The organism is Streptomyces acidicola (assembly GCF_009377235.1).
In the GTDB taxonomy this organism is placed as follows: domain Bacteria; phylum Actinomycetota; class Actinomycetes; order Streptomycetales; family Streptomycetaceae; genus Streptomyces; species Streptomyces acidicola.
Genome location: NZ_VMNX01000139.1, coordinates 1 through 24204 on the forward strand (window position 1 = coordinate 1; position 24204 = coordinate 24204).

19 protein-coding genes and 1 tRNA gene are annotated in these 24204 nt (G+C 69.6%); 19 read left to right on the forward strand and 1 reads right to left on the reverse strand.

Going from position 1 to position 24204, the window contains the following annotated elements; all coding sequences use genetic code 11:
• From FPZ41_RS29500 to FPZ41_RS29570, 15 genes are all read left to right on the forward strand, one after another.
• Positions 1–1852: peptidoglycan D,D-transpeptidase FtsI family protein (locus FPZ41_RS29500; RefSeq protein ID WP_322620880.1), on the forward strand; the 1852-nt coding region annotated here is incomplete at its 5' end.
• 36 nt (positions 1853–1888) lie between these two features.
• Positions 1889–3550: a UDP-N-acetylmuramoyl-L-alanyl-D-glutamate--2,6-diaminopimelate ligase gene (locus FPZ41_RS29505; protein WP_322620881.1), complete on the forward strand. Its 1662-nt coding sequence runs from the start codon at positions 1889–1891 to the stop codon at positions 3548–3550.
• Positions 3551–3554: 4 nt separating this feature from the next.
• Entirely contained in the window at positions 3555–4976 is a 1422-nt protein-coding gene (locus tag FPZ41_RS29510) for a UDP-N-acetylmuramoyl-tripeptide--D-alanyl-D-alanine ligase (RefSeq protein WP_322620882.1), read from the forward strand.
• A complete protein-coding gene (mraY, locus tag FPZ41_RS29515; protein ID WP_152866701.1) occupies positions 4973–6064 on the forward strand; it encodes a phospho-N-acetylmuramoyl-pentapeptide-transferase in 1092 nt (363 codons plus the stop codon). Before FPZ41_RS29510 ends, mraY begins: the two co-directional genes overlap by 4 nt.
• Positions 6046–7488 carry a UDP-N-acetylmuramoyl-L-alanine--D-glutamate ligase gene (murD, locus tag FPZ41_RS29520; protein ID WP_152866702.1) on the forward strand — a complete coding sequence of 481 codons (1443 nt, stop codon included), beginning with the start codon at positions 6046–6048 and terminating at the stop codon, positions 7486–7488. The genes mraY and murD overlap by 19 nt, the downstream gene beginning before the upstream one ends.
• Before the next feature lie 118 nt (positions 7489–7606).
• The gene (gene ftsW, locus FPZ41_RS29525) at positions 7607–8947 is read left to right on the forward strand and encodes a putative lipid II flippase FtsW (protein WP_152866703.1); all 1341 of its coding nucleotides are present in this window, start codon (positions 7607–7609) and stop codon (positions 8945–8947) included.
• A gap of 6 nt (positions 8948–8953) precedes the next feature.
• The gene (gene murG, locus FPZ41_RS29530) at positions 8954–10045 is read left to right on the forward strand and encodes an undecaprenyldiphospho-muramoylpentapeptide beta-N-acetylglucosaminyltransferase (RefSeq protein ID WP_131566286.1); all 1092 of its coding nucleotides are present in this window, start codon (positions 8954–8956) and stop codon (positions 10043–10045) included.
• A gap of 26 nt (positions 10046–10071) precedes the next feature.
• The gene (locus FPZ41_RS29535; protein WP_322620883.1) at positions 10072–10857 is read left to right on the forward strand and encodes a cell division protein FtsQ/DivIB; all 786 of its coding nucleotides are present in this window, start codon (positions 10072–10074) and stop codon (positions 10855–10857) included.
• 278 nt (positions 10858–11135) lie between these two features.
• Positions 11136–12326 (forward strand): cell division protein FtsZ, encoded by a 1191-nt coding sequence (gene ftsZ, locus FPZ41_RS29540; RefSeq protein WP_131566291.1) that lies wholly within the window; start codon positions 11136–11138, stop codon positions 12324–12326.
• Between the two features lie 17 nt (positions 12327–12343).
• Complete coding sequence (pgeF, locus tag FPZ41_RS29545; protein WP_407698831.1) at positions 12344–13060, forward strand: peptidoglycan editing factor PgeF; 717 nt, start codon at positions 12344–12346, stop codon at positions 13058–13060.
• A complete protein-coding gene (locus FPZ41_RS29550; RefSeq protein WP_194236246.1) occupies positions 13060–13785 on the forward strand; it encodes a YggS family pyridoxal phosphate-dependent enzyme in 726 nt (241 codons plus the stop codon). The genes pgeF and FPZ41_RS29550 overlap by 1 nt, the downstream gene beginning before the upstream one ends.
• A 129-nt stretch (positions 13786–13914) precedes the next feature.
• Positions 13915–14547, forward strand: a complete 633-nt coding sequence (locus FPZ41_RS29555; protein WP_152866705.1) for a cell division protein SepF — start codon at positions 13915–13917, stop codon at positions 14545–14547.
• 52 nt (positions 14548–14599) lie between these two features.
• Entirely contained in the window at positions 14600–14890 is a 291-nt protein-coding gene (locus FPZ41_RS29560) for a YggT family protein (RefSeq protein ID WP_131566303.1), read from the forward strand.
• Positions 14891–14942: 52 nt separating this feature from the next.
• The gene (locus FPZ41_RS29565) at positions 14943–16190 is read left to right on the forward strand and encodes a DivIVA domain-containing protein (protein WP_152866706.1); all 1248 of its coding nucleotides are present in this window, start codon (positions 14943–14945) and stop codon (positions 16188–16190) included.
• Between the two features lie 382 nt (positions 16191–16572).
• A tRNA-Pro gene (locus FPZ41_RS29570) sits at positions 16573–16647 on the forward strand.
• Positions 16648–16763: 116 nt separating this feature from the next.
• On the opposite strand, the gene ileS is transcribed toward FPZ41_RS29570, so the two are convergent.
• The gene (gene ileS / locus FPZ41_RS29575) at positions 16764–19916 is read right to left on the reverse strand and encodes an isoleucine--tRNA ligase (RefSeq protein ID WP_152866707.1); all 3153 of its coding nucleotides are present in this window, start codon (positions 19914–19916) and stop codon (positions 16764–16766) included.
• A 637-nt stretch (positions 19917–20553) separates the two neighbouring features.
• On the opposite strand from ileS, the gene FPZ41_RS29585 reads away from it, so the two are divergent.
• The 4 genes from FPZ41_RS29585 to FPZ41_RS29600 all read left to right on the forward strand — a co-directional run bounded on the left by FPZ41_RS29585 (position 20554) and on the right by FPZ41_RS29600 (position 24171).
• Positions 20554–21930, forward strand: coding sequence for a TraR/DksA family transcriptional regulator (locus FPZ41_RS29585; RefSeq protein ID WP_194236247.1), 1377 nt, complete (start codon positions 20554–20556; stop codon positions 21928–21930).
• A 77-nt stretch (positions 21931–22007) separates the two neighbouring features.
• Complete coding sequence (gene lspA / locus FPZ41_RS29590; protein ID WP_322620885.1) at positions 22008–22673, forward strand: signal peptidase II; 666 nt, start codon at positions 22008–22010, stop codon at positions 22671–22673.
• A gap of 74 nt (positions 22674–22747) precedes the next feature.
• Positions 22748–23692 (forward strand): RluA family pseudouridine synthase, encoded by a 945-nt coding sequence (locus FPZ41_RS29595; RefSeq protein ID WP_131566326.1) that lies wholly within the window; start codon positions 22748–22750, stop codon positions 23690–23692.
• Positions 23689–24171 carry a GNAT family N-acetyltransferase gene (locus FPZ41_RS29600; protein WP_152866708.1) on the forward strand — a complete coding sequence of 161 codons (483 nt, stop codon included), beginning with the start codon at positions 23689–23691 and terminating at the stop codon, positions 24169–24171. The genes FPZ41_RS29595 and FPZ41_RS29600 overlap by 4 nt, the downstream gene beginning before the upstream one ends.
• Positions 24172–24204 lie beyond the last annotated feature (33 nt).

The following is a 24204-nucleotide window of genomic DNA, read 5'->3' on the forward strand; positions in this document are numbered from 1 at the left end:
CCGGCCGAGCGCGGCCCGGCCTGCCGCCCCGGGGCCCCTCCGGCTCGGCAGCCCCCGGCCGCGCCTGCGCATGGTGAGCCTCGCCCTGACCCTGGTGCTGATCGCCTTCGTCGTACGGCTGCTCCAGGTGCAGGCCGTCGACGCCGGCGAGTACACGGCCAGGGCTGAGCGGGACCGGTATGTGGGACACGTCCTGGCGGCCGAGCGCGGCGAGATCACCGACCGCGACGGCGTCGCCCTGGCGATCAGCGTCGACGCGAACGACATCACGGCCGACCCGACGCTGTTCACCCCCGAGCAGACGAAGATCGCCGACGCCCCCGAGCAGGCTGCCGCGCTCCTCGCGCCGATCCTCGGCCAGGACCAGGAGGCGATCGCCGCCAAGCTCAGGACGAAGAACACCCAGTACGTGCTGCTCGCACGCCGTCAGATGCCCGAGGTCTGGAAACAGATCAAGGACCTGAAGACGGCGCTCGCGAAGAAGGCGGGGTCGGACCCCGGCACGGTCAATGTCCTGGCGGGCGTCTTCCAGGACCCCAGCAGCAAGCGCGTGTACCCGAACGGCGGCCTCGCCGCCGGGATACTGGGCTGGGTCAACGCCGAGGGCGAAGGCGGTGGCGGCGTCGAGCGGAAGCTGGAGAAGGACCTGGCCGGCAAGAACGGCGAGATCCGTTACGCCCAGTCCGGCGGCCGTCAGGTACCCACCGCGGGCTCCACCGAGACACCCGCCGTCCCCGGCTCCGACGTCGAACTCTCCATCGACCGCGACATCCAGTGGGCCGCCCAGAACGCCATCACCGAGCAGGTGAAGAAGTCCCAGGCGGACCGCGGCTACGTGATCGTGCAGGACACCCGGACCGGAGAGATCCTGGCCCTGGCCAACTCGCCCGGCTTCGACCCGAACGACCTCTCGAAGGCGAACGGAGACGCTCTGGGCAACGCGGCCCTCCAGGACGCATACGAGCCCGGCTCCACCGCCAAGGTCATGTCGATGGCCGCCGTCCTGGAGGAGAACGCCGCCACCCCGCTGACGCACGTCACCGTGCCCAACCGGCTGCACCGCGGCGACCGTCTCTTCAAGGACGACGTCGACCACCCGACCTGGTACCTCACCCTCAACGGCGTGCTCGCCAAGTCCAGCAACATCGGCACCATCCTGGCCACCGGCCAGCTCGGAAAGACACAGAAGAAGGCCAACCAGGTCCTCTACTCGTACCTGCGGAAGTTCGGCATCGGCAGCTACAGCGGACTCGGCTTCCCCGGCGAGACGAAGGGCATCCTCGCGCCGCCGGACACCTGGTCGACCTCACAGCAGTACACGATCCCTTTCGGCCAGGGCATGTCCATCAACGCGATGCAGGCGGCGTCCGTCTACTCGACGATCGCCAACGGCGGCGTACGGATCGAGCCCACGCTCGTACGGGGCAGCAAGGGACCCGACGGACGGTTCACACCCGTCCCCAAGCCCAAGGAGACGCGGGTCGTGAGTGAGAAGACGGCGAAGACCCTCGCCCGGATGCTGGAGTCGGTCGTGGACGACGCCGAGGGGACCGGCACCAAGGCGCGCATCCCCGGCTACCGGGTCGCGGGCAAGACGGGTACCGCCAACCGCGTGGATCCGGCCACTGGGAGGTACCGCGGCTACACGTCGTCGTTCGCCGGATTCGCGCCCGCCGACAATCCGCGGATCACCGTCTACTGCGCGATCCAGAACGCCACCAAGGGCGGCTATTTCGGCGGCCAGATCTGCGGACCCATCTACAAGGAGGTCATGGAGTTCGCCCTGAAGACCCTCCAGATCCCGCCCACCGGTGCGAAGGCCGCGAACCTGCCCGTCGCGTTCAAGCCCTGATCAGCACCACTGCAGAGACCGACCAGGAACCAGCTCGTGACGATGATCACCCCCGACTCCGGGAACCAGTCCCCACCCAGTCCCTCGCTTCGCCCTGGCGGGGGTGAGCCCGGTACGCTCACCGCCGTGCCACACGCTGATCAGTCCCAAACCACCCAGAAGGGTGTTCCCGTGACATATCCGGGACCGCCGCGGCCGACGCGGGTCTCCGCCACACCCCTCGCGGAGCTCGCCGGCCGGCTGGGTGCCGCGCAGCCGGAGACCTCGAAGAACGCCGAGGTCACGGGCATCACCCATGACTCGCGCGCCGTGCGCCCCGGCGATCTGTACGCCGCCCTGCCCGGCGCCCGTCTGCACGGCGCCGACTTCGTGACCCAGGCGGCCGGCCTCGGTGCCGTCGCCGTGCTCACCGATCCGACAGGGGCCGAGCGCGCCGCCGCCACCGGTCTGCCGGTGCTCGTCGTCGACGACCCCCGGGGACGGATGGGCGAGCTGGCGGCCACGATCTACGGCCAGCCGGGGAGCGACCTGCTCCAGATCGGCATCACGGGAACCTCCGGCAAGACCACGACCGCGTACCTGGTGGAGGGCGGCCTGAAGTCCGTCCGCAGCACCGGGCTGATCGGCACCGTCGAGATGCGCATCGGTGACGAGCGCATCAAGTCCGAGCGGACCACCCCGGAGGCCACCGATCTCCAGGCCCTGTTCGCGGTCATGCGCGAGCGCGGCGTCGAGGCGGTGACCATGGAGGTCTCCAGCCACGCGCTGGTCCTCGGCCGGGTCGACGGCTGTGTCTTCGACATCGGCGTCTTCACCAACCTCAGCCCCGAGCACATGGAGTTCCACTCCGGGATGGAGGACTACTTCGGGGCCAAGGCGCAGCTGTTCACGCCGAAACGCAGCAGGCTCGGCGTGATCAACTTCGACGACGAGTACGGCCGCCGGCTGGTCAAGGAGGCCACTGTCCCCGTCGTCACGTTCTCCGCCGAGGGGCACCCCGACGCCGACTGGCGCGCCGAGGACGTCACCGTGGGCCCGATGGACTCGACGTTCACCGTGATCGGCCCGAAGGACGAGCGGATCACCGCGAAATCGCCGCTGCCGGGCCCCTTCAACGTCGCCAACACCCTCGCCGCGATCGTCGCCCTCGCCGCCGCCGGCATCGACCCGCAGACCGCCGCCGACGGCATCGCCGCCGTGCCGGGCGTACCGGGCCGGCTGGAGCGCGTGGACGCCGGGCAGCCGTACCTCGCGGTCGTCGACTACGCGCACAAGACGGACGCGGTCGAATCGGTCCTCAAGGCGCTCCGCAAGGTCACGGAGGGCAAGGTACACGTCGTGCTCGGCTGCGGCGGCGACCGGGACAGGACCAAGCGGGGCCCCATGGGTGCCGCCGCAGCCCGGCTCGCCGACACCGCCGTACTGACCTCCGACAACCCGCGCTCCGAGGACCCCCTCGCGATCCTCGCGACCATGCTCGAGGGCGCGGCGTCCGTACCGGCACACGAGCGCGGAGAGGTCCAGGTCTTCGAGGACCGGGCCGCCGCGATCGCAGCCGCCGTGGCCCGCGCACAGCCGGGGGACACCGTGCTGGTCGCGGGCAAGGGCCACGAGCAGGGCCAGGACATCGCCGGGGTGGTGCGTCCCTTCGACGACCGCCAGGTGCTTCGCGAAGCTATCCAGCAGACCCAGGGATGAACTTGTGATCGCCCTCTCTCTCGCCGAGATCGCAGAAGTCGTCGGCGGGCAGACGTACGACATACCGGACCCGTCGGTCCGGGTCACCGGACCCGTCGTCAGGGACTCCCGCGAGGCGGGGCCCGGCAGCCTGTTCATCGCGTTCGCCGGTGAGCGCGTGGACGGCCACGACTTCGCCCGGCAGGTCGTCGAGGCGGGCGCCGCCGCCGTGCTGGCCTCCCGCCCCGTCGGTGTCCCCGCGATCGTCGTCGAGGACGTCCAGACGGCCCTTGGTGCCCTCGCGCGACATGTCGTCCAGAAGCTCGGCGCGACCCTCGTGGCCCTCACCGGCTCCGCGGGCAAGACCAGCACCAAGGACCTCATCGCGCAGGTGCTCCAGCGCAAGGCGCCGACCGTGTGGACGCCCGGCTCGCTCAACAACGAGATCGGGCTGCCCCTCACCGCGCTCGGCGCCACCGAGGAGACGAGGTTCCTCGTCCTGGAGATGGGCGCCCGCGGAATCGGCCACATCCGGTACCTCGCCGACCTGACCCCGCCGAGGATCGGGCTCGTCCTCAACGTCGGCAGCGCCCACATCGGCGAGTTCGGCGGACGCGAGCAGATCGCCCGCGCCAAGGGCGAGTTGGTCGAGGTACTGCCCGAAGAGGGTGCCGCGATCCTGAACGCCGACGACCCCCTCGTGCGCGCCATGGCGTCCCGTACCAAGGCGAAGGTGATCCTTTTCGGAGAGTCCGGCGAAGCGGACGTACGCGCCGAGAACGTGCGACTCATGGACAGCGGACGGCCCGCCTTCCGCCTTCACACACCCTCCGGTGCAAGCGATGTGACCATGCGCCTGTACGGTGAGCACCACGTGTCGAACGCGCTCGCCGCGGCCGCCGTCGCCCATGAGCTGGGCATGTCCGCGGAAGAGATCGCCACCGCGCTCTCCGAGGCGGGCTCCCTCTCCCGCTGGCGTATGGAGGTCACCGAGCGCCCGGACGGCGTGACGGTCGTCAACGACGCCTACAACGCGAACCCCGAGTCCATGCGAGCCGCCCTCAGGGCGCTGGTGGCCATGGGCGAAGCCTCACGGGCAGAAGGGGGTCGCACGTGGGCGGTGCTCGGCAAGATGGCCGAGCTCGGGGACGAGGCGCTCGCCGAGCACGACGCGGTAGGACGGCTCGCCGTCCGGCTCAACGTCAGCAAGCTCGTCGCGGTCGGGGGCAGGGAAGCGTCCTGGCTGCAACTGGGCGCATATAACGAGGGTTCGTGGGGTGAGGAGTCGGTGCACGTGTCCGACGCACAGGCGGCGGTCGACCTGTTGCGCAGCGAGTTGCGCCCGGGAGACGTCGTACTCGTGAAGGCGTCCCGGTCGGTCGGGCTGGAGAGTGTGGCGCAGGCGCTGCTGGACAGCGGTGTCGAGGGTGAGGTTGCCGCCCGATGATGAAGCAGATCCTGTTCGCAGGAGTCATCGGCCTGTTCCTGACGCTGATCGGCACTCCGCTGCTGATCAAGCTGCTCGCCCGCAAGGGCTATGGCCAGTACATCCGCGACGACGGCCCGCGCGAGCACCATGCCAAGCGCGGTACACCGACGATGGGTGGCATCGCCTTCATCCTGGCGACGATCGCCGCCTACTTCCTGTCCAAGGTCTTCACGGGCATGAGCGACACGGAGACACCGCCCCCGACCTTCTCGGGTGTGCTGGTTCTCTCCCTGATGGCGGGGATGGGGCTCGTCGGCTTCCTCGACGACTACATCAAGATCGTCAAGCGCCGGTCGCTGGGCCTCAGGGCCAAGGCGAAGATGGCCGGCCAGCTGATCGGCGGCATCGCGTTCGCCGTGCTCGCGCTGCAGTTCCCGGACAGCCGCGGCAACACCCCGGCCTCCACGAAGCTCTCCTTCGTGCAGGACTTCGGCTGGTCCATCGGCCCGGTGCTGTTCGTGATCTGGGCGCTGTTCATGATCCTCGCCATGTCGAACGGCGTGAACCTGACCGACGGTCTGGACGGTCTCGCCACCGGCGCCTCCGTGCTGGTCTTCGGCGCGTACACGTTCATCGGCGTCTGGCAGTTCCAGGAGGCCTGCGCCAACGCGGCGACGCTGATCAACCCGCAAGCCTGTTACGAGGTACGAGATCCCCTCGACCTGGCCGTCGTGGCCGCCGCGCTCATGGGCTCCTGCCTCGGCTTCCTGTGGTGGAACACCTCTCCCGCCAAGATCTTCATGGGCGACACCGGTTCGCTGGCCCTCGGCGGCGCGCTCGCGGGTCTCGCGATCTGCTCCCGCACCGAGCTGCTGCTCGCGCTGCTTGGCGGCCTGTTCGTCCTCATCACGATGTCGGTCGTCATCCAGGTCGGCTCGTTCCGCCTCACCGGAAAACGCGTCTTCCGGATGGCCCCGCTCCAGCACCACTTCGAACTCAAGGGGTGGTCCGAGGTCCTTGTCGTGGTCCGCTTCTGGATCATCCAGGGCATCTGTGTGATTGTCGGACTCGGCATCTTCTATGCGGGATGGGCGGCCGACAAGTGACGTCCTGGCAGGGCATGCACATCACCGTCGCCGGCCTCGGCGTGAGCGGCATCAGCGCCGCCCGCGCCCTGGCCGGCCTCGGCGCGTCCGTCGTCGTGGTGGACGGCGGCGACTCGGAGGTGCTCCGCGAGAAGGCCGCAGCCCTGGAAAGCTCTCTCGAAGGCGTCCGGGTACGGCTCGGCGACGGCGACACCCTCCCCGAGGGCACCGACCTGGTCGTCACCTCGCCCGGCTGGAAGCCGACCTCGCCGCTCTTCGCCGCGGCCGCCGAGGCGGGCGTCGACGTCGTCGGCGACGTGGAGATCGCCTGGCGGCTGCGCGCCCCCGACGCGCCCCCCTGGCTGGCCGTCACCGGCACCAACGGCAAGACGACCACCACCCAGATGCTCGCCTCGATCCTGCGCGCCGCCGGCCTGCGCACGGCCGCGGTGGGCAACATCGGCACACCGATCATCGACATCGTGCTGGGCGAGGAGCCGTACAGCGATCTCGATGTACTGGCGGTGGAGCTGTCGAGCTACCAGCTCCACTGGGCGCCCTCCCTGCGCGCCCACTCCGCCGCCGTCCTCAACCTCGCCCCCGACCACCTCGACTGGCACGGCTCCATGGAGGCGTACGCCGCCGACAAGGGCCGTATCTACGAGGGCAATCGCGTCGCGTGCGTGTACAACGTCGCTGACAAGGCCACCGAGGACCTGGTGCGCGAGGCGGACGTCGAGGAGGGCTGCCGGGCCGTCGGCTTCACACTGGGCACGCCCGGGCCGTCCCAACTCGGCGTCGTGGAGGGCATCCTCGTCGACCGCGCCTTCGTCGACAACCGGCAGAAGAACGCCCAGGAGCTCGCCGAGGTCGCGGACGTCAACCCGCCCGCCCCGCACAACATCGCCAACGCCCTCGCCGCCGCGGCCCTCGCCCGCGCCTTCGGGGTGCCCCCCCAGGCCGTACGGGACGGTCTGCGGGCCTTCCGGCCGGACGCGCACCGCATCGAGCAGGTGGCGGACGTGGACGGCGTCGCGTACGTGGACGACTCCAAGGCCACCAACACGCATGCCGCGGAAGCCTCCTTGGCCGCGTACGAGTCGATCGTGTGGATCGCCGGTGGCCTGGCCAAGGGTGCGACCTTCGACGAACTGGTCGCCAAGTCGGCAAAGCGACTTCGAGGTGCCGTGCTGATCGGTACCGACCGGGCCCTGATCCGGGAAGCGCTCGCGCGACACGCGCCCGAAGTGCCCGTCGTGGACCTCGACCGGACCGACACTGGGGCGATGCTCGCGGCCGTCCGGGAGGCGCGCGCGCTCGCGCGAGCGGGCGACACGGTGCTGCTGGCTCCTGCCTGTGCCTCCATGGACATGTTCGTCAACTACAACAAGCGCGGGGACGCGTTCGCGGAGGCCGTCCGTGAACTGCAGTCCGCCGACGGCTGACCCGGGTCCGCCTTGCCCGGCGGCGGAGCCGGGCGAACCTGGAGGGTACGCGTGACACGGATGTGGCGGGAGTTTCGTCGGCGGCCGTCCGCCGGTGGTACGGCGCTGGGGGTCCCTGATGGGCAGTAGCCGTGCCGGCCGTCCTCCCCTCCAGCGCGTCACCCGCCGGCCGCCCGTCGCCCGCCCCCCGCGCGACAACCCCGTACGGCGGCTGCTGACGCGGGCCCGACGGGCCTGGGACCGGCCGCTCACCGCGTACTACCTGATCCTGGGCGGCAGCCTGCTGATCACCGTCCTGGGGCTGGTGATGGTGTACTCGGCCTCGCAGATCACCGCGTTGCAGCTGTCGTTGCCGGGGTCGTACTTCTTCCGGAAGCAGTTCCTGGCCGCCACGATCGGGGCCGGGCTGCTGTTCCTGGCCTCGCGGATGCCGGTGAAGCTGCACCGGGCGTTGGCGTACCCGATGCTGGCCGGCTCGGTCTTCCTGATGATCCTGGTCCAGATCCCGGGGATAGGGATGGCGGTCAACGGCAACCAGAACTGGATCTCCATCGGCGGCCCCTTCCAGCTCCAGCCCAGCGAGTTCGGCAAGCTCGCGCTCGTGCTGTGGGGCGCCGACCTGCTCGCGCGCAAGCAGGACAAGCGGCTGCTGACACAGTGGAAGCACATGCTGGTGCCGCTCGTCCCGGTGACGTTCATGCTGCTCGGGTTGATCATGCTGGGCGGCGACATGGGGACCGCGATCATCCTCACGGCCATCCTGTTCGGCCTGCTGTGGGTGGCGGGGGCGCCCACCCGGCTCTTCGTGGGCGTGCTGTCCGTGGCCGTGCTGATCGCTGTGATCCTCATCAAGACCAGCGACAACCGTATGGCGCGGCTCACCTGTCTCGGCTCCACCGACGTCGAGCAGTGCTGGCAGGCCGTCCACGGCATCTACGCGCTGGCCTCCGGCGGACTCTTCGGTTCCGGCCTTGGTGCCAGTGTGGAGAAATGGGGCCAACTACCGGAAGCACACACCGACTTCATCTTCGCCGTCACCGGTGAGGAACTGGGCCTTGCGGGGACGCTGTCGGTGCTCACCCTCTTCGCGGCTCTAGGCTATGCGGGTATCCGCGTCGCCGGACGCACGGAGGACCCCTTCGTGAGGTATGCCGCGGGAGGCGTGACCACCTGGATCACCGCGCAGGCAGTGATCAACATCGGTGCGGTGCTCGGTCTGCTGCCGATCGCCGGAGTCCCGCTCCCGCTGTTCTCCTACGGGGGATCCGCCCTGCTGCCGACCATGTTCGCCATCGGGCTGCTGATCGCCTTCGCGCGTGAGGACCCCGCTGCGCGGGCGGCGCTTGCGATGCGGCAACCTCGCTTTGGTAGAAAGCGGGCTGGAGGCCCTCCGGGGCCTCGGAGACGGAACACGATGCGACGACGCGCCTCCGCGGCGCGCTCGTCCGGAGAGCGGTGAATTTCGGTGCATGTCGTCCTCGCCGGTGGCGGAACCGCCGGTCACATCGAGCCCGCGCTCGCCCTCGCGGACGCGCTGCGCAGGCAGGACCCGACCGTCGGGATCACGGCCCTGGGCACGGAGCGCGGCCTTGAGACCCGACTGGTGCCCGAGCGCGGTTACGAACTCGCGCTGATCCCCGCCGTGCCGCTGCCACGCAAGCCCACGCCCGAGCTGATCACCGTGCCCGGCCGGCTGCGCGGCACGATCAAGGCCGCCGAGCAGATCCTGGAGCGCACCAAGGCGGACGCCGTCGTCGGCTTCGGCGGCTATGTCGCCCTGCCCGGCTACCTCGCCGCCAAGCGCCTCGGCGTGCCGATCGTCGTCCACGAGGCCAACGCCCGCCCGGGCCTGGCCAACAAGATCGGTTCGCGGTACGCCGCCCAGGTCGCCGTCTCCACCCCGGACAGCAAGCTGCGGGACGCCCGCTACATCGGCATCCCGCTGCGCCGCTCCATCGCCACCCTGGACCGCGCCCGGATGCGCCCCGAGGCCCGCGCCGCCTTCGGCCTGGACCCCTCCCTGCCGACGCTGCTCGTCTCCGGCGGCTCGCAGGGCGCCCGGCGCCTCAACGAGGTGGTCCAGCAGGTCGCGCCGTACCTCCAGCAGGCCGGTATCCAGATCTTGCACGCGGTCGGCCCGAAGAACGAACTGCCGCAGGTGCACCAGATGCCGGGAATGCCCCCCTACATCCCGGTACCGTACCTGGACCGGATGGACCTCGCGTACGCCGCGGCCGACATGATGCTCTGCCGCGCGGGCGCGATGACCGTCGCCGAACTCTCCGCCGTCGGGCTCCCGGCCGCGTACGTCCCGCTGCCCATCGGCAACGGCGAACAGCGGCTGAACGCCCAGCCGGTGGTCAAGGCCGGCGGCGGACTGCTGGTCGACGACGCGGAACTCGCGCCCCAGTGGGTGCAGCAGAACGTCCTGCCCGTGCTCGCCGACCCGCACCGGCTGTTCGAGATGTCCCGCGCCGCCAGCGAGTTCGGCCGCCGGGACGCCGACGAACTGCTCGTCGGCATGGTGTACGAGGCGATCGCCTCGCGTCACCGCTAAGCACATGTGAGAGAAGGCAGGGGAGCGTGGCCGGACCGACGACCGCCGAGCGCGGCGCAGAAGAGGACCTCCGGTCCGGCCCGTCTCCCCTCGGGAAACTCCCCGGCCCTCGTACGCTCATCATCCTTATCGTCGCCCTGGTGTTGCTCGGAGCGGCCATCGTGTGGGTGCTCTACGGCTCCTCGTGGCTGCGGGTGGAGCGCGTGTCCGTCTCGGGGACGCGGGTCCTGACCCAGGCGGAGGTGGACGAGACGGCCGAGGTGCCTCTCGACGCACCCCTGATTTCCGTCGACATCGATGCGATCGAGGCGCGATTGCGCCAGAAATTGCCCCGAATTGACTCGGTCGAGGTCGCCCGTGACTGGCCGCACGGAATCGACCTGAAAGTGATCGAGCGCACTCCGGTTCTGATTGTCGAAAACTCTGGAAACGGGGGCAAGTACGCCGAAGTGGACGCCAAGGGCGTGCGATTCGCCACGGTTCCGGAACCCCCGAAGGGCGTGCCGGTGCTGGAAATGGAGCTCGCGCGATCCGCCGGCTCCTCCCGTTTCGGCACCGAACGGCTGGTGCGGGCCGCGGTCGGCGTCGCCGGTGACCTTCCGGCCGCCGTCGCGCGGGACACCCGATTCGTCAAGGTCCGTTCCTACGACTCGATCTCGCTGGAGTTGGCCGACGGCCGGACCATCGCGTGGGGCAGTCGCGAGAAGGGTCGCGCGAAGGCTCGTACGCTCACCGCTCTGATGAAAGCCGCCCCCGGTGCACGGCACTTCGACGTGAGTGTTCCCACGGCCCCTGCGTCATCGGGAAGTTGACGCACATCCGCGCAGGCCAGCACCCTGGTTGGGCATCGCTACGGCTGATCACATAGGGTGAAAAGAAAAACGGGAGGTTCGGCGTGTTCGTTGAACGTGCGCCACTTGTCGACTTAGTGTCCTGTTCGGAAGAGTCCTGGGAACAGGCACACTGGTAACCCTAAACTTCAGGGTTAGGGTTCGGGTCGGCGATACGGACCGTCCCCATCGGCATCCGTCGTCGCCTCGTGGTCAGCCGCGAAGTGACGACCCGTAAATCGAGGCGAGAGGCCTTCGACGTGGCAGCACCGCAGAACTACCTCGCAGTCATCAAGGTCATCGGTGTCGGCGGCGGTGGTGTCAATGCCATCAACCGAATGATCGAGGTCGGTCTCAAGGGTGTCGAGTTCATCGCGATCAACACGGACGCCCAGGCGCTGTTGATGAGCGACGCCGACGTCAAACTCGACGTCGGCCGTGAACTCACCCGCGGACTCGGCGCCGGAGCCAACCCGGCCGTCGGCCGCAAGGCCGCCGAGGACCACCGCGAGGAGATCGAAGAGGTCCTCAAGGGGGCCGACATGGTCTTCGTGACGGCCGGCGAGGGCGGCGGCACCGGCACCGGCGGCGCGCCCGTCGTGGCCAACATCGCCCGCTCGCTCGGCGCACTCACCATCGGCGTGGTCACCCGCCCGTTCACCTTCGAGGGACGGCGCCGTGCCAACCAGGCCGAGGACGGAATCGCCGAACTCCGCGAAGAGGTCGACACGCTCATCGTCATCCCGAACGACCGGCTGCTGTCCATCTCGGACCGCCAGGTCTCGGTCCTCGACGCCTTCAAGTCGGCCGACCAGGTCCTGCTGTCCGGTGTCCAGGGCATCACCGACCTCATCACCACGCCCGGCCTGATCAACCTCGACTTCGCCGACGTCAAGTCCGTGATGTCCGAGGCCGGTTCGGCACTCATGGGCATCGGCTCGGCCCGCGGCGACGACCGCGCGGTGGCCGCGGCCGAGATGGCGATCTCCTCGCCGCTCCTGGAGGCGTCCATCGACGGCGCCCGGGGCGTGCTGCTCTCCATCTCCGGTGGCTCCGACCTCGGCCTGTTCGAGATCAACGAGGCGGCCCAACTGGTGAGCGAGGCCGCGCACCCCGAGGCCAACATCATCTTCGGTGCGGTCATCGACGACGCCCTCGGTGACGAGGTGCGGGTCACGGTGATCGCGGCCGGCTTCGACGGCGGCCAGCCTCCGGCCAAGCGGGAGAACATCCTGGGCTCGGCCTCCTCCAAGCGCGAGGACCCCGCGCCCGTGCGGCCGTCCGAGAGCCGCCCGTCCTTCGGCTCGCTCGGCAGCGTCAAGCCGAAGGAGGAGCCGGAGCCCAAGCCGGAGCCGGCGAAGGACCTGTCGATCTCCCCGCCCGTCCCCCCGTCCCGGTCCTACACGGACAGCGGGGCCGAGGAACTGGACGTGCCGGACTTCCTCAAGTGATAGGACGGCCAGGCTCTGTGACCTCGGCAAGTGGCGCGCACTTCGCCTTCACCGACCGGTGGGGCGGGGTGAGCGCCGCTCCGTACGAGGAGCTCAATCTCGGCGGGGCGGTCGGTGACGACCCCGACGCCGTGCGCGCCAACCGGGAGCGGGCCGCCAAGTCGCTGGGCCTGGACCCCGCCGAGGTGGTCTGGATGAACCAGGTGCACGGGGCGGACGTGGCGGTGGTCGACGGGCCGTGGGGCTCGTCGGAGGTTCCGAGCGTCGACGCGGTCGTCACCACCCGGCGCGGACTCGCCCTCGCGGTGCTCACCGCCGACTGCACGCCCGTGCTGCTCGCCGATCCCGTCGCCGGGGTCGCTGCCGCCGCCCACGCGGGACGGCCCGGCATGATCGCCGGGGTCGTGCCCGCCGCCGTACGCGCCATGATGGGACTCGGTGCCGAGCCGTCCCGGATCGTCGCCCGCACCGGGCCCGCCGTCTGCGGCCGGTGCTACGAGGTACCCGAGGCGATGCGCGCCGAGGTGTCCGCCGTCGAGCCGGCGGCGTACGCCGAAACGAGTTGGGGCACACCCGCGGTCGATGTGAGCGCCGGAGTGCATGCACAGCTCGAACGACTCGGGGTGCGCTACCGGGAGCAGTCGCCGGTGTGCACGCTGGAGTCGGGCGATCACTTCTCGTACCGCCGCGACCGCACCACGGGGCGACTCGCGGGATATGTCTGGCTGGACTGATGGGCATGAAGGACCGTAGGGCTCAACTCGCCGAGAACCTGGCGAGGGTGGAGGACCGCATCGCGGCGGCGTGCGCGGCGGCCGGGCGGAAGCGCGAGGAGGTGACCCTGATCGTGGTCACCAAGACCTACCCCGCCAGTGATGTGCGGATTCTGTCGGAGTTGGGTGTGCGCCATGTCGCCGAGAACAAGGACCAGGACGCGGCACCCAAGGCTGCGGAATGCTCGGATCTGCCGCTTACGTGGCACTTCGTAGGCCAGTTGCAGACCAACAAAGTTCGTTCTGTGGTGCGTTACACGGATCTCGTGCAGTCCGTCGATCGTTCCAGGCTCGTCACAGCTCTGTCGAAAGAGGCTGTGCGGGCCGGGCGCGAGGTGGGATGTCTCATCCAGGTCGCGCTCGACGCGGAGGAGAGCGGCCGCGGGGAACGAGGGGGTGTGGGGCCTGGCGGAATCGAGGAGTTGGGCGACCTCGTCGCGGGTTCGCCGGGGCTGCGGCTCGACGGCCTGATGACCGTCGCACCGCTCACCGGGCCGTATGCGGATCGCCAACAGGCGGCGTTCGATCGGTTGATGGATTTGTCGACTGTACTGCGCCGAGCTCATCCGGCTGCGAACATGGTCTCGGCAGGGATGAGTGCGGACCTCGAACAGGCCGTGGCGGCCGGGGCGACACATGTGCGCGTCGGTACGGCGGTACTCGGAGTCCGCCCCAGGCTCGGGTAACGTCGCCAAGAAGTCGGACCACAGCAGAAAATATGGTCATTCCCGCCGATAGCGGGCATAACGACCTCGTGGATCGCGGGCACTCGGCAAGTAGTCGGTCGATCCACCACAGAGCGGAGGACTCAGAGCATGGCCGGCGCGATGCGCAAGATGGCGGTCTACCTCGGCCTCGTGGAGGACGATGGGTACGACGGCCGCGGTTTCGACCCCGATGACGACTTCGAACCCGAGCTCGACCCGGAGCCCGAGCGTGACCGCAGGCGGCATGAACCGTCCCACCAGTCACATCAGCCCCAACGGGACGAATCGGTAAGAGTCGTGCAGTCCTCCGTGCAGCGCGAACCGGCGGCGCATTCCGCCTCAGTGTCCGCCGAATCGCCGCGACCCGCCCGGATCGCGCCCGTGGCATCCATCACACAAGAACGCCAGAGCCTGGAGAAGAACGCGCCGGTGATCATGCCCAAGGTCGTGTCCGAACGAGAGCCTTACCGGATCACCACGTTGCACCCGCGGACTTACAACGAGGCCCGTACCATCGGGGAACACTTCCGTGAGGGCACCCCGGTGATCATGAATCTGACTGAGATGGATGACACAGACGCGAAGCGACTTGTCGACTTTGCGGCTGGTCTGGTGTTCGGTCTTCACGGAAGCATCGAGCGGGTGACGCAGAAGGTGTTCCTGTTGTCGCCTGCTAACGTCGATGTCACGGCGGAGGACAAGGCCCGCATCGCAGAGGGCGGGTTCTTCAACCAGAGCTGAGACGCACGACCGGAAACGAAGCACGGAAACAGGGGAGAGGGAAGCACGGATCATGAGCGTGGTTTGGCAGGTGCTCTATGTCGCGCTGATGTGTTTTCTCATCGTGCTGATCTTCCGGTTGGTCATGGACTATGTGTTCCAGTTCGCCCGCTCATGGCAACCCGGCAAGGCGATGGTGGTCGTTCTGGAGGCCACTTACACTGTCACTGATCCACCGCTCAAGCTTCTGCGGCGGTTCATCCCGCCGCTACGTCTCGGGGGCGTGGCACTTGACCTGTCCTTCTTCGTCCTAATGATCATCGTCTACATCCTGATCTCCGTCGTGAGCAACCTCGCGAGGTGACTGTGGACGATACGGTCTTGCCGACTGCCGATGACTACGTTGAGGTGAAGAGATGCCGTTGACCCCCGAGGACGTGCGGAACAAGCAGTTCACGACCGTCCGCCTCCGAGAAGGCTATGACGAGGACGAGGTCGATGCCTTCCTCGACGAGGTCGAAGCCGAACTGACCCGCCTGCTGCGCGAGAACGAGGATCTGCGCGCCAAGCTGGCCGCCGCCACGCGTGCCGCCGCGCAGAACCAGCAGAACATGCGCAAGCCCCCGGAGGGACCCGGTCCCCAGGACCAGCAGCAGGGCATGCGCGGTCCGGGTGCTCCTGTCCCCGCCGGGATATCGGGCCCGCCGCAGCAGCAGATGGGTGGCCCCATGGGTGGCCCGCCCCAGCTGCCGAGCGGTGCCCCGCAGCTGCCCGCGGGTCCGGGCGGTCAGGGTCAGCAGGGTCCCGGCCCCATGGGTCAGGGGCCGATGGGTCAGGGCGGCCCGATGGGTCAAGGTGGCCCGATGGGTCAGGGTGGCCCGATGGGTCAGGGTGGCCCGATGGGTCAAGGCGGCCCGATGCAGCAGCAGATGGGTGGCCCGATGGGCGGCCCCATGGGTGGCCCGGGCGGTCCCGGTGGACCTGGTGGTCCGATGGGCGGCCCCGGTCTGCCCGGTCAGGGGCCCGGTGGCGACAGCGCCGCGCGTGTGCTCTCGCTGGCCCAGCAGACCGCCGACCAGGCGATCGCCGAGGCCCGCTCCGAGGCCAACAAGATCGTCGGTGAGGCGCGCAGCCGTGCCGAGGGCCTGGAGCGCGACGCCCGTGCCAAGGCCGACGCCCTGGAGCGGGACGCGCAGGAGAAGCACCGTGTCGCGATGGGCTCCCTGGAGTCCGCCCGCGCCACGCTGGAGCGCAAGGTCGAGGACCTGCGCGGCTTCGAGCGCGAGTACCGCACCCGTCTGAAGTCGTACCTGGAGTCGCAGCTGCGTCAGCTGGAGACCCAGGCCGACGACTCGCTGGCTCCGCCGCGTACCCCGGCGGCCGCCTCTCTGCCGCCGTCCCCGGCGCCTTCCATGGCCCCGGCCGGCGCGGGCGCCCCGTCGTACGGCGGCAACCAGGCGATGGGTGGAGGCATGAGCGGTGGGATGGGTGGTGGCATGGGCAGCGGTGCTCCCACCCCGTCCGCGCCCTCCTACGGCGGCCAGCAGCAGATGTCCCCGGCCATGACCCAGCCGATGGCTCCGGTCCGCCCCCAGGGCCCGTCCCCGATGGGCCAGGCCCCCTCGCCGATGCGTGGCTTCCTGATCGACGAGGACGACAACTGACGGCCTCTAGTACGCCTTAGGCGTCGGCAGCGTTCAGGACGAGGCCCCCGGAATTCCGGGGGCCTCGTCCTTTGTGGGTTCTGCCTTTGCGGGTTCTGCGGAAAACCAGTGGGGCGCGCTTCTGTGCGCGGCTAGGGCCTGTTCTGAGTTCCCCGTCGTCCGCGCGAAGCGCGGGCGCAGCGCCCGCGGCGGAGCCGCTGACGTCCGCAGCCGGTGCGTGCCCTCGGCGTGCCTCGCAGGTCATGTGGCGGAGCCACCTGTCCTGTGGCGCCGCACGCCGAGTGGGGGGTACCTCCCACGCCCTTAAGGCAGTGGGGGAGCGTGCCGGGCGTCGCTGCGCAGGCGGGGAACTCAGAACAGACCCTAGGGTGCTCCAAGCGCTGGGGCGCGTAGCGCAGATGGTTGTCGCGCCTCGACGGCATCTAGGAGGACGCCGGTTCGAATCCGGCCCGCCCCGGCGTGCCGGCTCGTCCTTCCGTGCCCCGAAGGCCCCGCTTCCATCAGGAAACGGGGCCTTCGGGCGTCAGGGGCGCGGCCCGCCACGGATGGCCCGTGGCTCACGAACCGCCCTCGCTAGCCGATCTTCCGGAGGCGGAACGTCAGCGAGAGACCCTCGTCCGTGAACGGCTCCCCGTATGTGTCGTCACCCTCGCCGGACGCGAAGTCCGTGGCCAGGACCTCGTCGGAGATCAGCCCCGAGTGCTCGTTCAGGGCCGCGTTCACCTCCGCGTCCGTGGACGTCCAGCGCAGCGCGATCCGGTCGGCCACGTCCAGGCCGCTGTTCTTGCGGGCCTCCTGGATCAGACGGATCGCGTCACGGGCGAGACCGGCGCGGCGCAACTCCTCGGTGATCTCCAGGTCCAGGGCCACCGTGGCACCCGGGTCGGACGCCACGGACCAGCCCTCGCGCGGGGTTTCCGTGATGATCACCTCGTCCGGGGACAGGGTGACCGTCTCGGTGTCGACCTCGACCGAGGCCGTGCCCTCGCGCAGGGCCAGGGACAGGACGGCCGCGTCGGCGTTCGCGATGGCCTTGGCCACGTCCTGGACCCGCTTGCCGAAGCGCTTGCCCAGCGCACGGAAGTTTGCCTTCGCCGTGGTGTCCACCAGTGAGCCCCCGACCTCGCTCAGCGAGGCGAGGGAGCTCACGTTCAGCTCCTCCGTGATCTGCGTGTGCAGTTCGGGGTTCAGCGACTCGAAGCCGGCCGCCGCCACCAGCGCGCGCGACAGCGGCTGACGCGTCTTGACGCCCGACTCCGCGCGCGTGGCACGGCCCAGTTCCACGAGCCGGCGCACCAGCACCATCTGCTTCGACAGTTCCGGGTCGATGGCGGACAGGTCCGCCTCCGGCCAGGAGGCCAGGTGCACCGACTCCGGGGCGCCCGGGGCCACCGGCACGACCAGGTCCTGCCAGACCCGCTCGGTGATGAACGGGGTCAGCGGGGCCATCAGCTTCGTGACCGTCTCGACGACCTCGTGCAGCGTGCGCAGCGCCGCCTTGTCGCCCTGCCAGAAACGGCGGCGCGAGCGGCGTACGTACCAGTTGGACAGGTCGTCGACGAACGCCGACAGGAGCTTGCCGGCGCGTTGGGTGTCGTACGTGTCGAGGGCCTGGGTCACCTGGTCGGTGAGCGCGTGGAGCTCGGACAGCAGCCAGCGGTCCAGGACCGGGCGGTCGGCCGGGGCCGGGTCCGCCTCGGACGGCGCCCAGTTCGAGGTGCGCGCGTACAGGGCCTGGAAGGCGACCGTGTTCCAGTAGGTGAGGAGCGTCTTGCGGACGACCTCCTGGATGGTGCCGTGGCCCACGCGGCGGGCCGCCCACGGGGAGCCGCCGGCTGCCATGAACCAGCGGACCGCGTCGGCGCCGTGCTGGTCCATGAGCGGGATCGGCTGCAGGATGTTGCCCAGGTGCTTGGACATCTTGCGGCCGTCCTCGGCGAGGATGTGGCCGAGGCACACCACGTTCTCGTAGCTGGACTTGTCGAAGACCAGCGTGCCGACCGCCATCAGCGTGTAGAACCAGCCGCGGGTCTGGTCGATGGCCTCACAGATGAACTGCGCCGGGTAGCGGGCCTCGAACAGCTCCTTGTTCTTGTACGGGTAGCCCCACTGTGCGAACGGCATCGAACCCGAGTCGTACCAGGCGTCGATGACCTCCGGTACGCGGGTGGCCGTGGTGCCGCAGCCGTCCTGGGGGCACGCGAAGGTGACCTCGTCGATGTACGGGCGGTGCGGGTCGAGGTCCGACTGGTCGGTGCCGGTCAGCTCGGTCAGCTCGGTGAGGGAGCCGACGCAGGTGAGGTGGTCGTCCTCGCAGCGCCAGATCGGCAGGGGGGTGCCCCAGTAGCGGTTGCGGGACAGGGCCCAGTCGATGTTGTTGTTCAGCCAGTCCCCGTAGCGGCCGTGCTTGACCGAGTCCGGGAACCAGTTGGTCTGCTCGTTCTCCTGGAGGAGGCGGTCCTTGACGGCCGTGGTGCGGATGTACCAGGACGGCTGCGCGTAGTAGAGGAGCGCGGTGTGGCAGCGCCAGCAGTGCGGGTAGCTGTGCTCGTACGGGATGTGCTTGAAGAGCAGACCGCGCTGCTGGAGGTCTTCGGTGAGCTTTTCGTCCGCCTTCTTGAAGAAGACCCCGCCTACGAGGGGGACGTCCTCCTCGAACGTGCCGTCGGGGCGGACCGGGTTCACCACCGGCAGACCGTACGCGCGGCAGACCTTGAGGTCGTCCTCACCGAATGCGGGGGACTGGTGGACCAGGCCCGTACCGTCCTCGGTCGTGACGTACTCGGCGTTGACGACATAGTGCGTCTCGGTGTCCGCCGGGAACTCGACGAGCTCGAACGGGCGTTGGTAGGACCAGCGCTCCATCTCGGAGCCCGTGAAGGTCCGGCCGGTGGTCTCCCAGCCCTCACCGAGGGCCTTGGCGACGAGCGGCTCGGCGACGACGAGCTTCTCCTCGCCGTTCGTGGCCACGACGTAGGTGACGTCGGGGTGGACGGCGACCGCGGTGTTCGACACCAGCGTCCATGGCGTGGTCGTCCATACCAGGAGCGCGGCCTCGCCCGCGAGCGGACCGGAGGTGAGCGGGAAACGGACGTACACCGAGGGGTCGACGACCGTCTCGTAACCCTGTGCCAGCTCGTGGTCCGACAGGCCCGTGCCGCAGCGCGGACACCAAGGGGCGACGCGGTGGTCCTGGACCAGCAGGCCCTTGGTGAAGATCTCCTTGAGCGACCACCAGACCGACTCGATGTACTCGGGGTCCATCGTGCGGTAGGGGTCGGTGAGGTCGGTCCAGTACCCCATGCGGGTCGTGAGCTCTTCGAAGGCGTCGGTGTGCCGGGTCACGGACTCGCGGCACTTGGCGTTGAACTCCGCGATGCCGTAGGCCTCGATGTCCTGCTTGCCGCTGAAGCCGAGCTCCTTCTCGACGGCCAGCTCCACCGGCAGGCCGTGGCAGTCCCAGCCGGCCTTGCGGGCCACGTGGTAGCCGCGCATGGTGCGGAAGCGGGGGAAGACGTCCTTGAAGACGCGGGCCTCGATGTGGTGGGCCCCCGGCATCCCGTTGGCGGTGGGCGGGCCCTCGTAGAACACCCACTCGGGGCGGCCCTCGGACTGTTCCAGGCTCTTGGCGAAGATCTTCTGCTCGCGCCAGAAGTCGAGAACCGCGTGCTCAAGCGCGGGCAGGTCGACCTGGGCGGGCACCTGGCGGTACGTCGGCGCTGTCATCAGCGAGCTTCCTCCAACGGACTTTCTGCCTTCCGTCGGAGGGACGAGAGCCTTCTTTCTCCGGACGCCGTGTGCGGCGCGCTCCCGCGGTACCACCCTCCTTGGCTCCTCGGTGCCCCGTACGCACCGGTGAGCCCTCTCATTGGGATCGCGAAGCCGGTTCTACTCGCCGCTGGTGCGCTCCTGACAGCTGTCCTGCCTGGTGCGCGTCGGCTTTCTTCCGGCGGCTCCGGGGTGATCTTCACGTCGCGCTCGCCCCCGGGCTTCCACCGTCCCCGGGTCGCTCATGGCTGCGTGCGGCGCTACTCGTCCCCATCCACGCTTTTCGCTCCGCCCAGTGTACGGCGCCCCGGGGACAGCGGCCGACCGGATATCCGAGACCGTGCGCTGCTGCGCGGCGGTGGCCGTGCGACCTGCGGGGTGACCCGAATGGCACCGGTCCGGTGTCCGGATCCTGGGACTCCCGGCGAGGCGGATTACCTGGCGGGGAGCTGGGCACAACGCATGCAGGCTCGACGCGAGGCATCCTTGGGGCGGGCGAATCGGGCGGTATGCCCCGTTGCCGCGGGACTCAAGTCGATTTATCGTCCCAGCACGATTCGCGAGCAAGATCACAATTTGTGAAGGGGCCGCGACCATGGTGGCGAAGAAGACCGCCGTACAGCAGTCGGCGTCCGGGAGAACCACGGCCGCGGGTGCCTCCGGCGGGGCTGCGGCCAAGGGTGCGGGCGGCAGGAAGCGTGCGCAGAAGGCTCCCGGCGGGCGCGCGGCCAGGCCGGTGAAGACGGTGGCCGGGAGGACGGCCACCAGGAATACGGCCAGGGGGTCGGCCACCGTGGACGCGGCCGCTGTGGAGACGGCCCTGACGCAGGAGGCCGGAGGGAAGGCGGCCGCGGAGCGGGCTGCCGAGGGGGCGTCGGCCACCGGCAAGGAGGCCGGAACGAAAACGGCCTCGAAGGGGTCCCGCACGGCGAAGGCGGTTGCCAAGAAGACGGGCGCGGCGAAGTCGGACACGGGCAAGCCGGGCTCCGCCAGGGCGGGCGCGGCGAAGGCGGCCGGGAAAAGGGCGAGCGCTGCCAAGAAAGTCGACAAGGAGACGGTCGCCGAGAAGGCCAAGCAGACAGGGGCTGCTCAGGAGTCCACCAAGAGGCCGGGGACTGCGAAGGCGGCCACCGTCAAGGCAGGGGTCACCGAGGCCGGTGCCGGGGAAGTGGGCACTACGGCGGTCAAGAAGGCTGCGGTCAAGAAGTCGGCGGCCAAGGAGACGGTGGCCAAGAAGGCCGCGCCCAAGAAGGTGGGTGCCAAGAAGGTGGCGACTTCGAGAGCGGCTGTTTCGAAGAAGGCGAGTGCGGAGGAAGGGACCGGTACACCGGTGGGTGAGAAGGCGGTCGGTAGGAAGGCGGCGGCGAAGAAGGCAGCCGCGAAGCGGCCCGCTGCCAAGAAGAGCGCCTCCACGACGGGCGCGGCCAAGAAGAGCACGGCCAAGAAGGCGGGCGCGGCCCAGGCCGCGAAGACGACGGGAGCCCCCACAGTGGTTGCGAAGAAGACTCCTGGCACTGCCACGGCGGCGAAGAAGCCCACGGCCGTGCCCAAGGCACGGGTCGCGGCGGCGAAACCAGGCGAGCTCGCGGTACGCCCCGGCGAGGACCCCTGGACTCCGGACGAGGTCGCCGAGGCCCGTGCCGAGCTGCAGTCCGACGCGATGCGGCTGCACGCCGAACTCGACAACTCCGAGCGATCCCTCGCGGGCCTGATGCGGGACTCCGGGGACGGGGCCGGCGACGACCAGGCCGACACCGGCACCAAGAACATCACGCGCGAGCACGAGATGGCGCTGGCCCACAACGCGCGCGAGATGCTCGACCAGACCGAGCGCGCCCTGGAGCGGCTCGACGCGGGCACCTACGGGCTCTGCGAGAACTGCGGCAATCCCATCGGCAAGGCGCGCATGCAGGCCTTTCCCAGGGCCACCCTGTGCGTCGAGTGCAAACAGAAGCAGGAACGCCGCTACTGAGGGCCGACTCGGCACGTGGTCCCGAGGGCGGTGACGTACTCTCGTCCTCAGTCAGGAACCTAGGTTGAAGGACTCACGTGGCAGAGGCGGAGCGCATCATCGGTACGCCGGACATCCCCGAGTCGGCGGAAGCCGAGCCGGAGCGGTCCGACGGGAAGGCGGCTTCGGACGAGCGGTCCGGCTCCGGGGAGGCGGGGGCCCCGTACGGGTCGTCGGCCGAGGCGGACGGGACGGCGGGTGAGGCCCAGCAGCCCAGGGGTAAGCGCCGGATCGCCGTACTGTTCGCCGTCGCCGCGTTCGCGTACGCCCTCGACCTGGTCAGCAAGATGATCGTGGTCGCGAAGCTGGAACACCACGAGCCGATCGAGATCATCGGCGAGTGGCTGAAGTTCGAGGCGATCCGCAACGCGGGCGCTGCGTTCGGCTTCGGTGAGGCCTTCACCATCATCTTCACGGTGATCGCGGCGGCCGTGATCGTGGTGATCATCCGCCTCGCGCGGAAGCTCTACAGCCTGCCCTGGGCCGTCGCGCTCGGGCTGCTGCTCGGCGGCGCCCTGGGCAATCTCACCGACCGGATCTTCCGCTCGCCCGGCGTCTTCCAGGGAGCGGTGGTGGACTTCATCGCGCCCAAGGGCTTCGCGGTCTTCAACCTCGCCGACTCCGCGATCGTCTGCGGCGGCGTCCTCATCGTGATTCTGTCCTTCCGGGGCCTCGACCCGGACGGCACCGTCCACAAGGACTGAGCCCGCAAGAGGCGGCCGGAGGTTGTCCACAGGCTCCGGTCAGAGGTGTCGGAGCCGTCCGGCATACTCGATGGGTGAGCACGATTCCCGAGATCCGTACCCTGCCCGTGCCCGACGGACTGGAGGGCGAGCGCGTCGACGCCGCCATCTCCCGCATGTTCGGGTTCTCCCGTACCAGGGCCGCCGAACTGGCCGCGGCAGGCAAGGTGATGGTCGACGGCGCGGCGGTCGGCAAGTCCGAACGGGTGCGTGGCGGGTCCTGGCTGGAGGTCGAGATGCCGCAGGCGCCCGCCCCCGTGCAGATCGTCGCCGAGCCGGTCGAGGGCATGGAGATCGTGCACGACGACGATGACGTGGTCGTGATCGTCAAGCCCGTCGGAGTCGCCGCCCACCCGAGCCCCGGCTGGACCGGCCCCACGGTCATCGGCGGGCTCGCCGCCGCCGGGTACCGGATCTCGACCTCGGGCGCCGCCGAACGTCAGGGCATCGTGCACCGGCTCGACGTGGGCACGTCGGGACTGATGGTGGTGGCCAAGTCGGAGTACGCGTACACGTTCCTGAAGCGCCAGTTCAAGGAGCGCACGGTCGACAAGCGCTACCACGCGCTGGTCCAGGGCCACCCCGACCCGACGAGCGGCACGATCGACGCGCCCATCGGCCGGCACCCGAACCACGACTACAAGTGGGCGGTCACGGCCGACGGCAAGCCGTCCGTCACGCACTACGACCTCGTCGAGGCGTTCCGCGCCGCCTCCCTGCTCGACATCAAGCTGGAGACCGGGCGCACCCACCAGATCCGGGTCCACATGGCGGCCCACCGGCATCCGTGCGTGGGCGACCTGACGTACGGCGCCGACCCCACGCTCGCCAAGCGGCTCGGACTGACCCGCCAGTGGCTGCACGCGGTGCGGCTCGGCTTCGAGCACCCCGGCGACGGACGGTGGGCCGAGTTCGAGAGCGACTACCCCGAGGACCTGCAGAAGGCCCTGGACCAGGTCCACGAGGACACGTACGCATGAGCCCGTCGCACACGAGCTCCTCGTATGCGGTACGGGTCGCGGAGAACCCCCTGGACCGTGAGGCGTGCTTCGCGGTGCGCAAGGAGGTCTTCGTCGTCGAACAGGGCGTCCCTCAGGACCTGGAGTACGACGCGTACGACAGCGACGCCGTGCACGTGCTGGCCGTGCGGGACGACGGGGTGCCGCTCGGCACGGGGCGGCTGCTGTACGGGGAGGCGGCCGTGGCGAAGACCGACGGCGACCTCACCGTGGGCTCGCTCGGGCGGCTCGCCGTGACGCGCGAGGCACGCGGGCTGGGCGTCGGGGCCGCCCTGGTGCGGGCCGTCGAGGAGGCGGCCCGTGAGCGCGGGCTGGCGGCGGTGGATCTGCACGCGCAGACGCATGCGCTCGGGTTCTACGAGCGGTTGGGATATGTGGCGTACGGGGCCGAGTTCCCGGATGCGGGGATACCGCATCGTGCGATGCGGCGCCCTCTTTAGCTCGGGTGCCTCCGGGTTGGTGGGTTTCCCACC

What these genes read in the sequence shown, in the direction of transcription:
- mraY (WP_152866701.1), top strand. Translation starts at nt 4,973, where the DNA reads ATGATGAAGCAGATCCTGTTCGCAGGAGTCATCGGCCTGTTCCTGACG.
- murD (WP_152866702.1), top strand. Translation starts at nt 6,046, where the DNA reads ATGGGCGGCCGACAAGTGACGTCCTGGCAGGGCATGCACATCACCGTC.
- ftsW (WP_152866703.1), top strand. Translation starts at nt 7,607, where the DNA reads ATGGGCAGTAGCCGTGCCGGCCGTCCTCCCCTCCAGCGCGTCACCCGC.
- FPZ41_RS29550 (WP_194236246.1), top strand. Translation starts at nt 13,060, where the DNA reads ATGGGCATGAAGGACCGTAGGGCTCAACTCGCCGAGAACCTGGCGAGG.
- FPZ41_RS29555 (WP_152866705.1), top strand. Translation starts at nt 13,915, where the DNA reads ATGGCCGGCGCGATGCGCAAGATGGCGGTCTACCTCGGCCTCGTGGAG.
- FPZ41_RS29560 (WP_131566303.1), top strand. Translation starts at nt 14,600, where the DNA reads ATGAGCGTGGTTTGGCAGGTGCTCTATGTCGCGCTGATGTGTTTTCTC.
- FPZ41_RS29565 (WP_152866706.1), top strand. Translation starts at nt 14,943, where the DNA reads ATGCCGTTGACCCCCGAGGACGTGCGGAACAAGCAGTTCACGACCGTC.
- ileS (WP_152866707.1), bottom strand. Translation starts at nt 19,916, where the DNA reads ATGACAGCGCCGACGTACCGCCAGGTGCCCGCCCAGGTCGACCTGCCC.
- FPZ41_RS29585 (WP_194236247.1), top strand. Translation starts at nt 20,554, where the DNA reads ATGGTGGCGAAGAAGACCGCCGTACAGCAGTCGGCGTCCGGGAGAACC.
- FPZ41_RS29600 (WP_152866708.1), top strand. Translation starts at nt 23,689, where the DNA reads ATGAGCCCGTCGCACACGAGCTCCTCGTATGCGGTACGGGTCGCGGAG.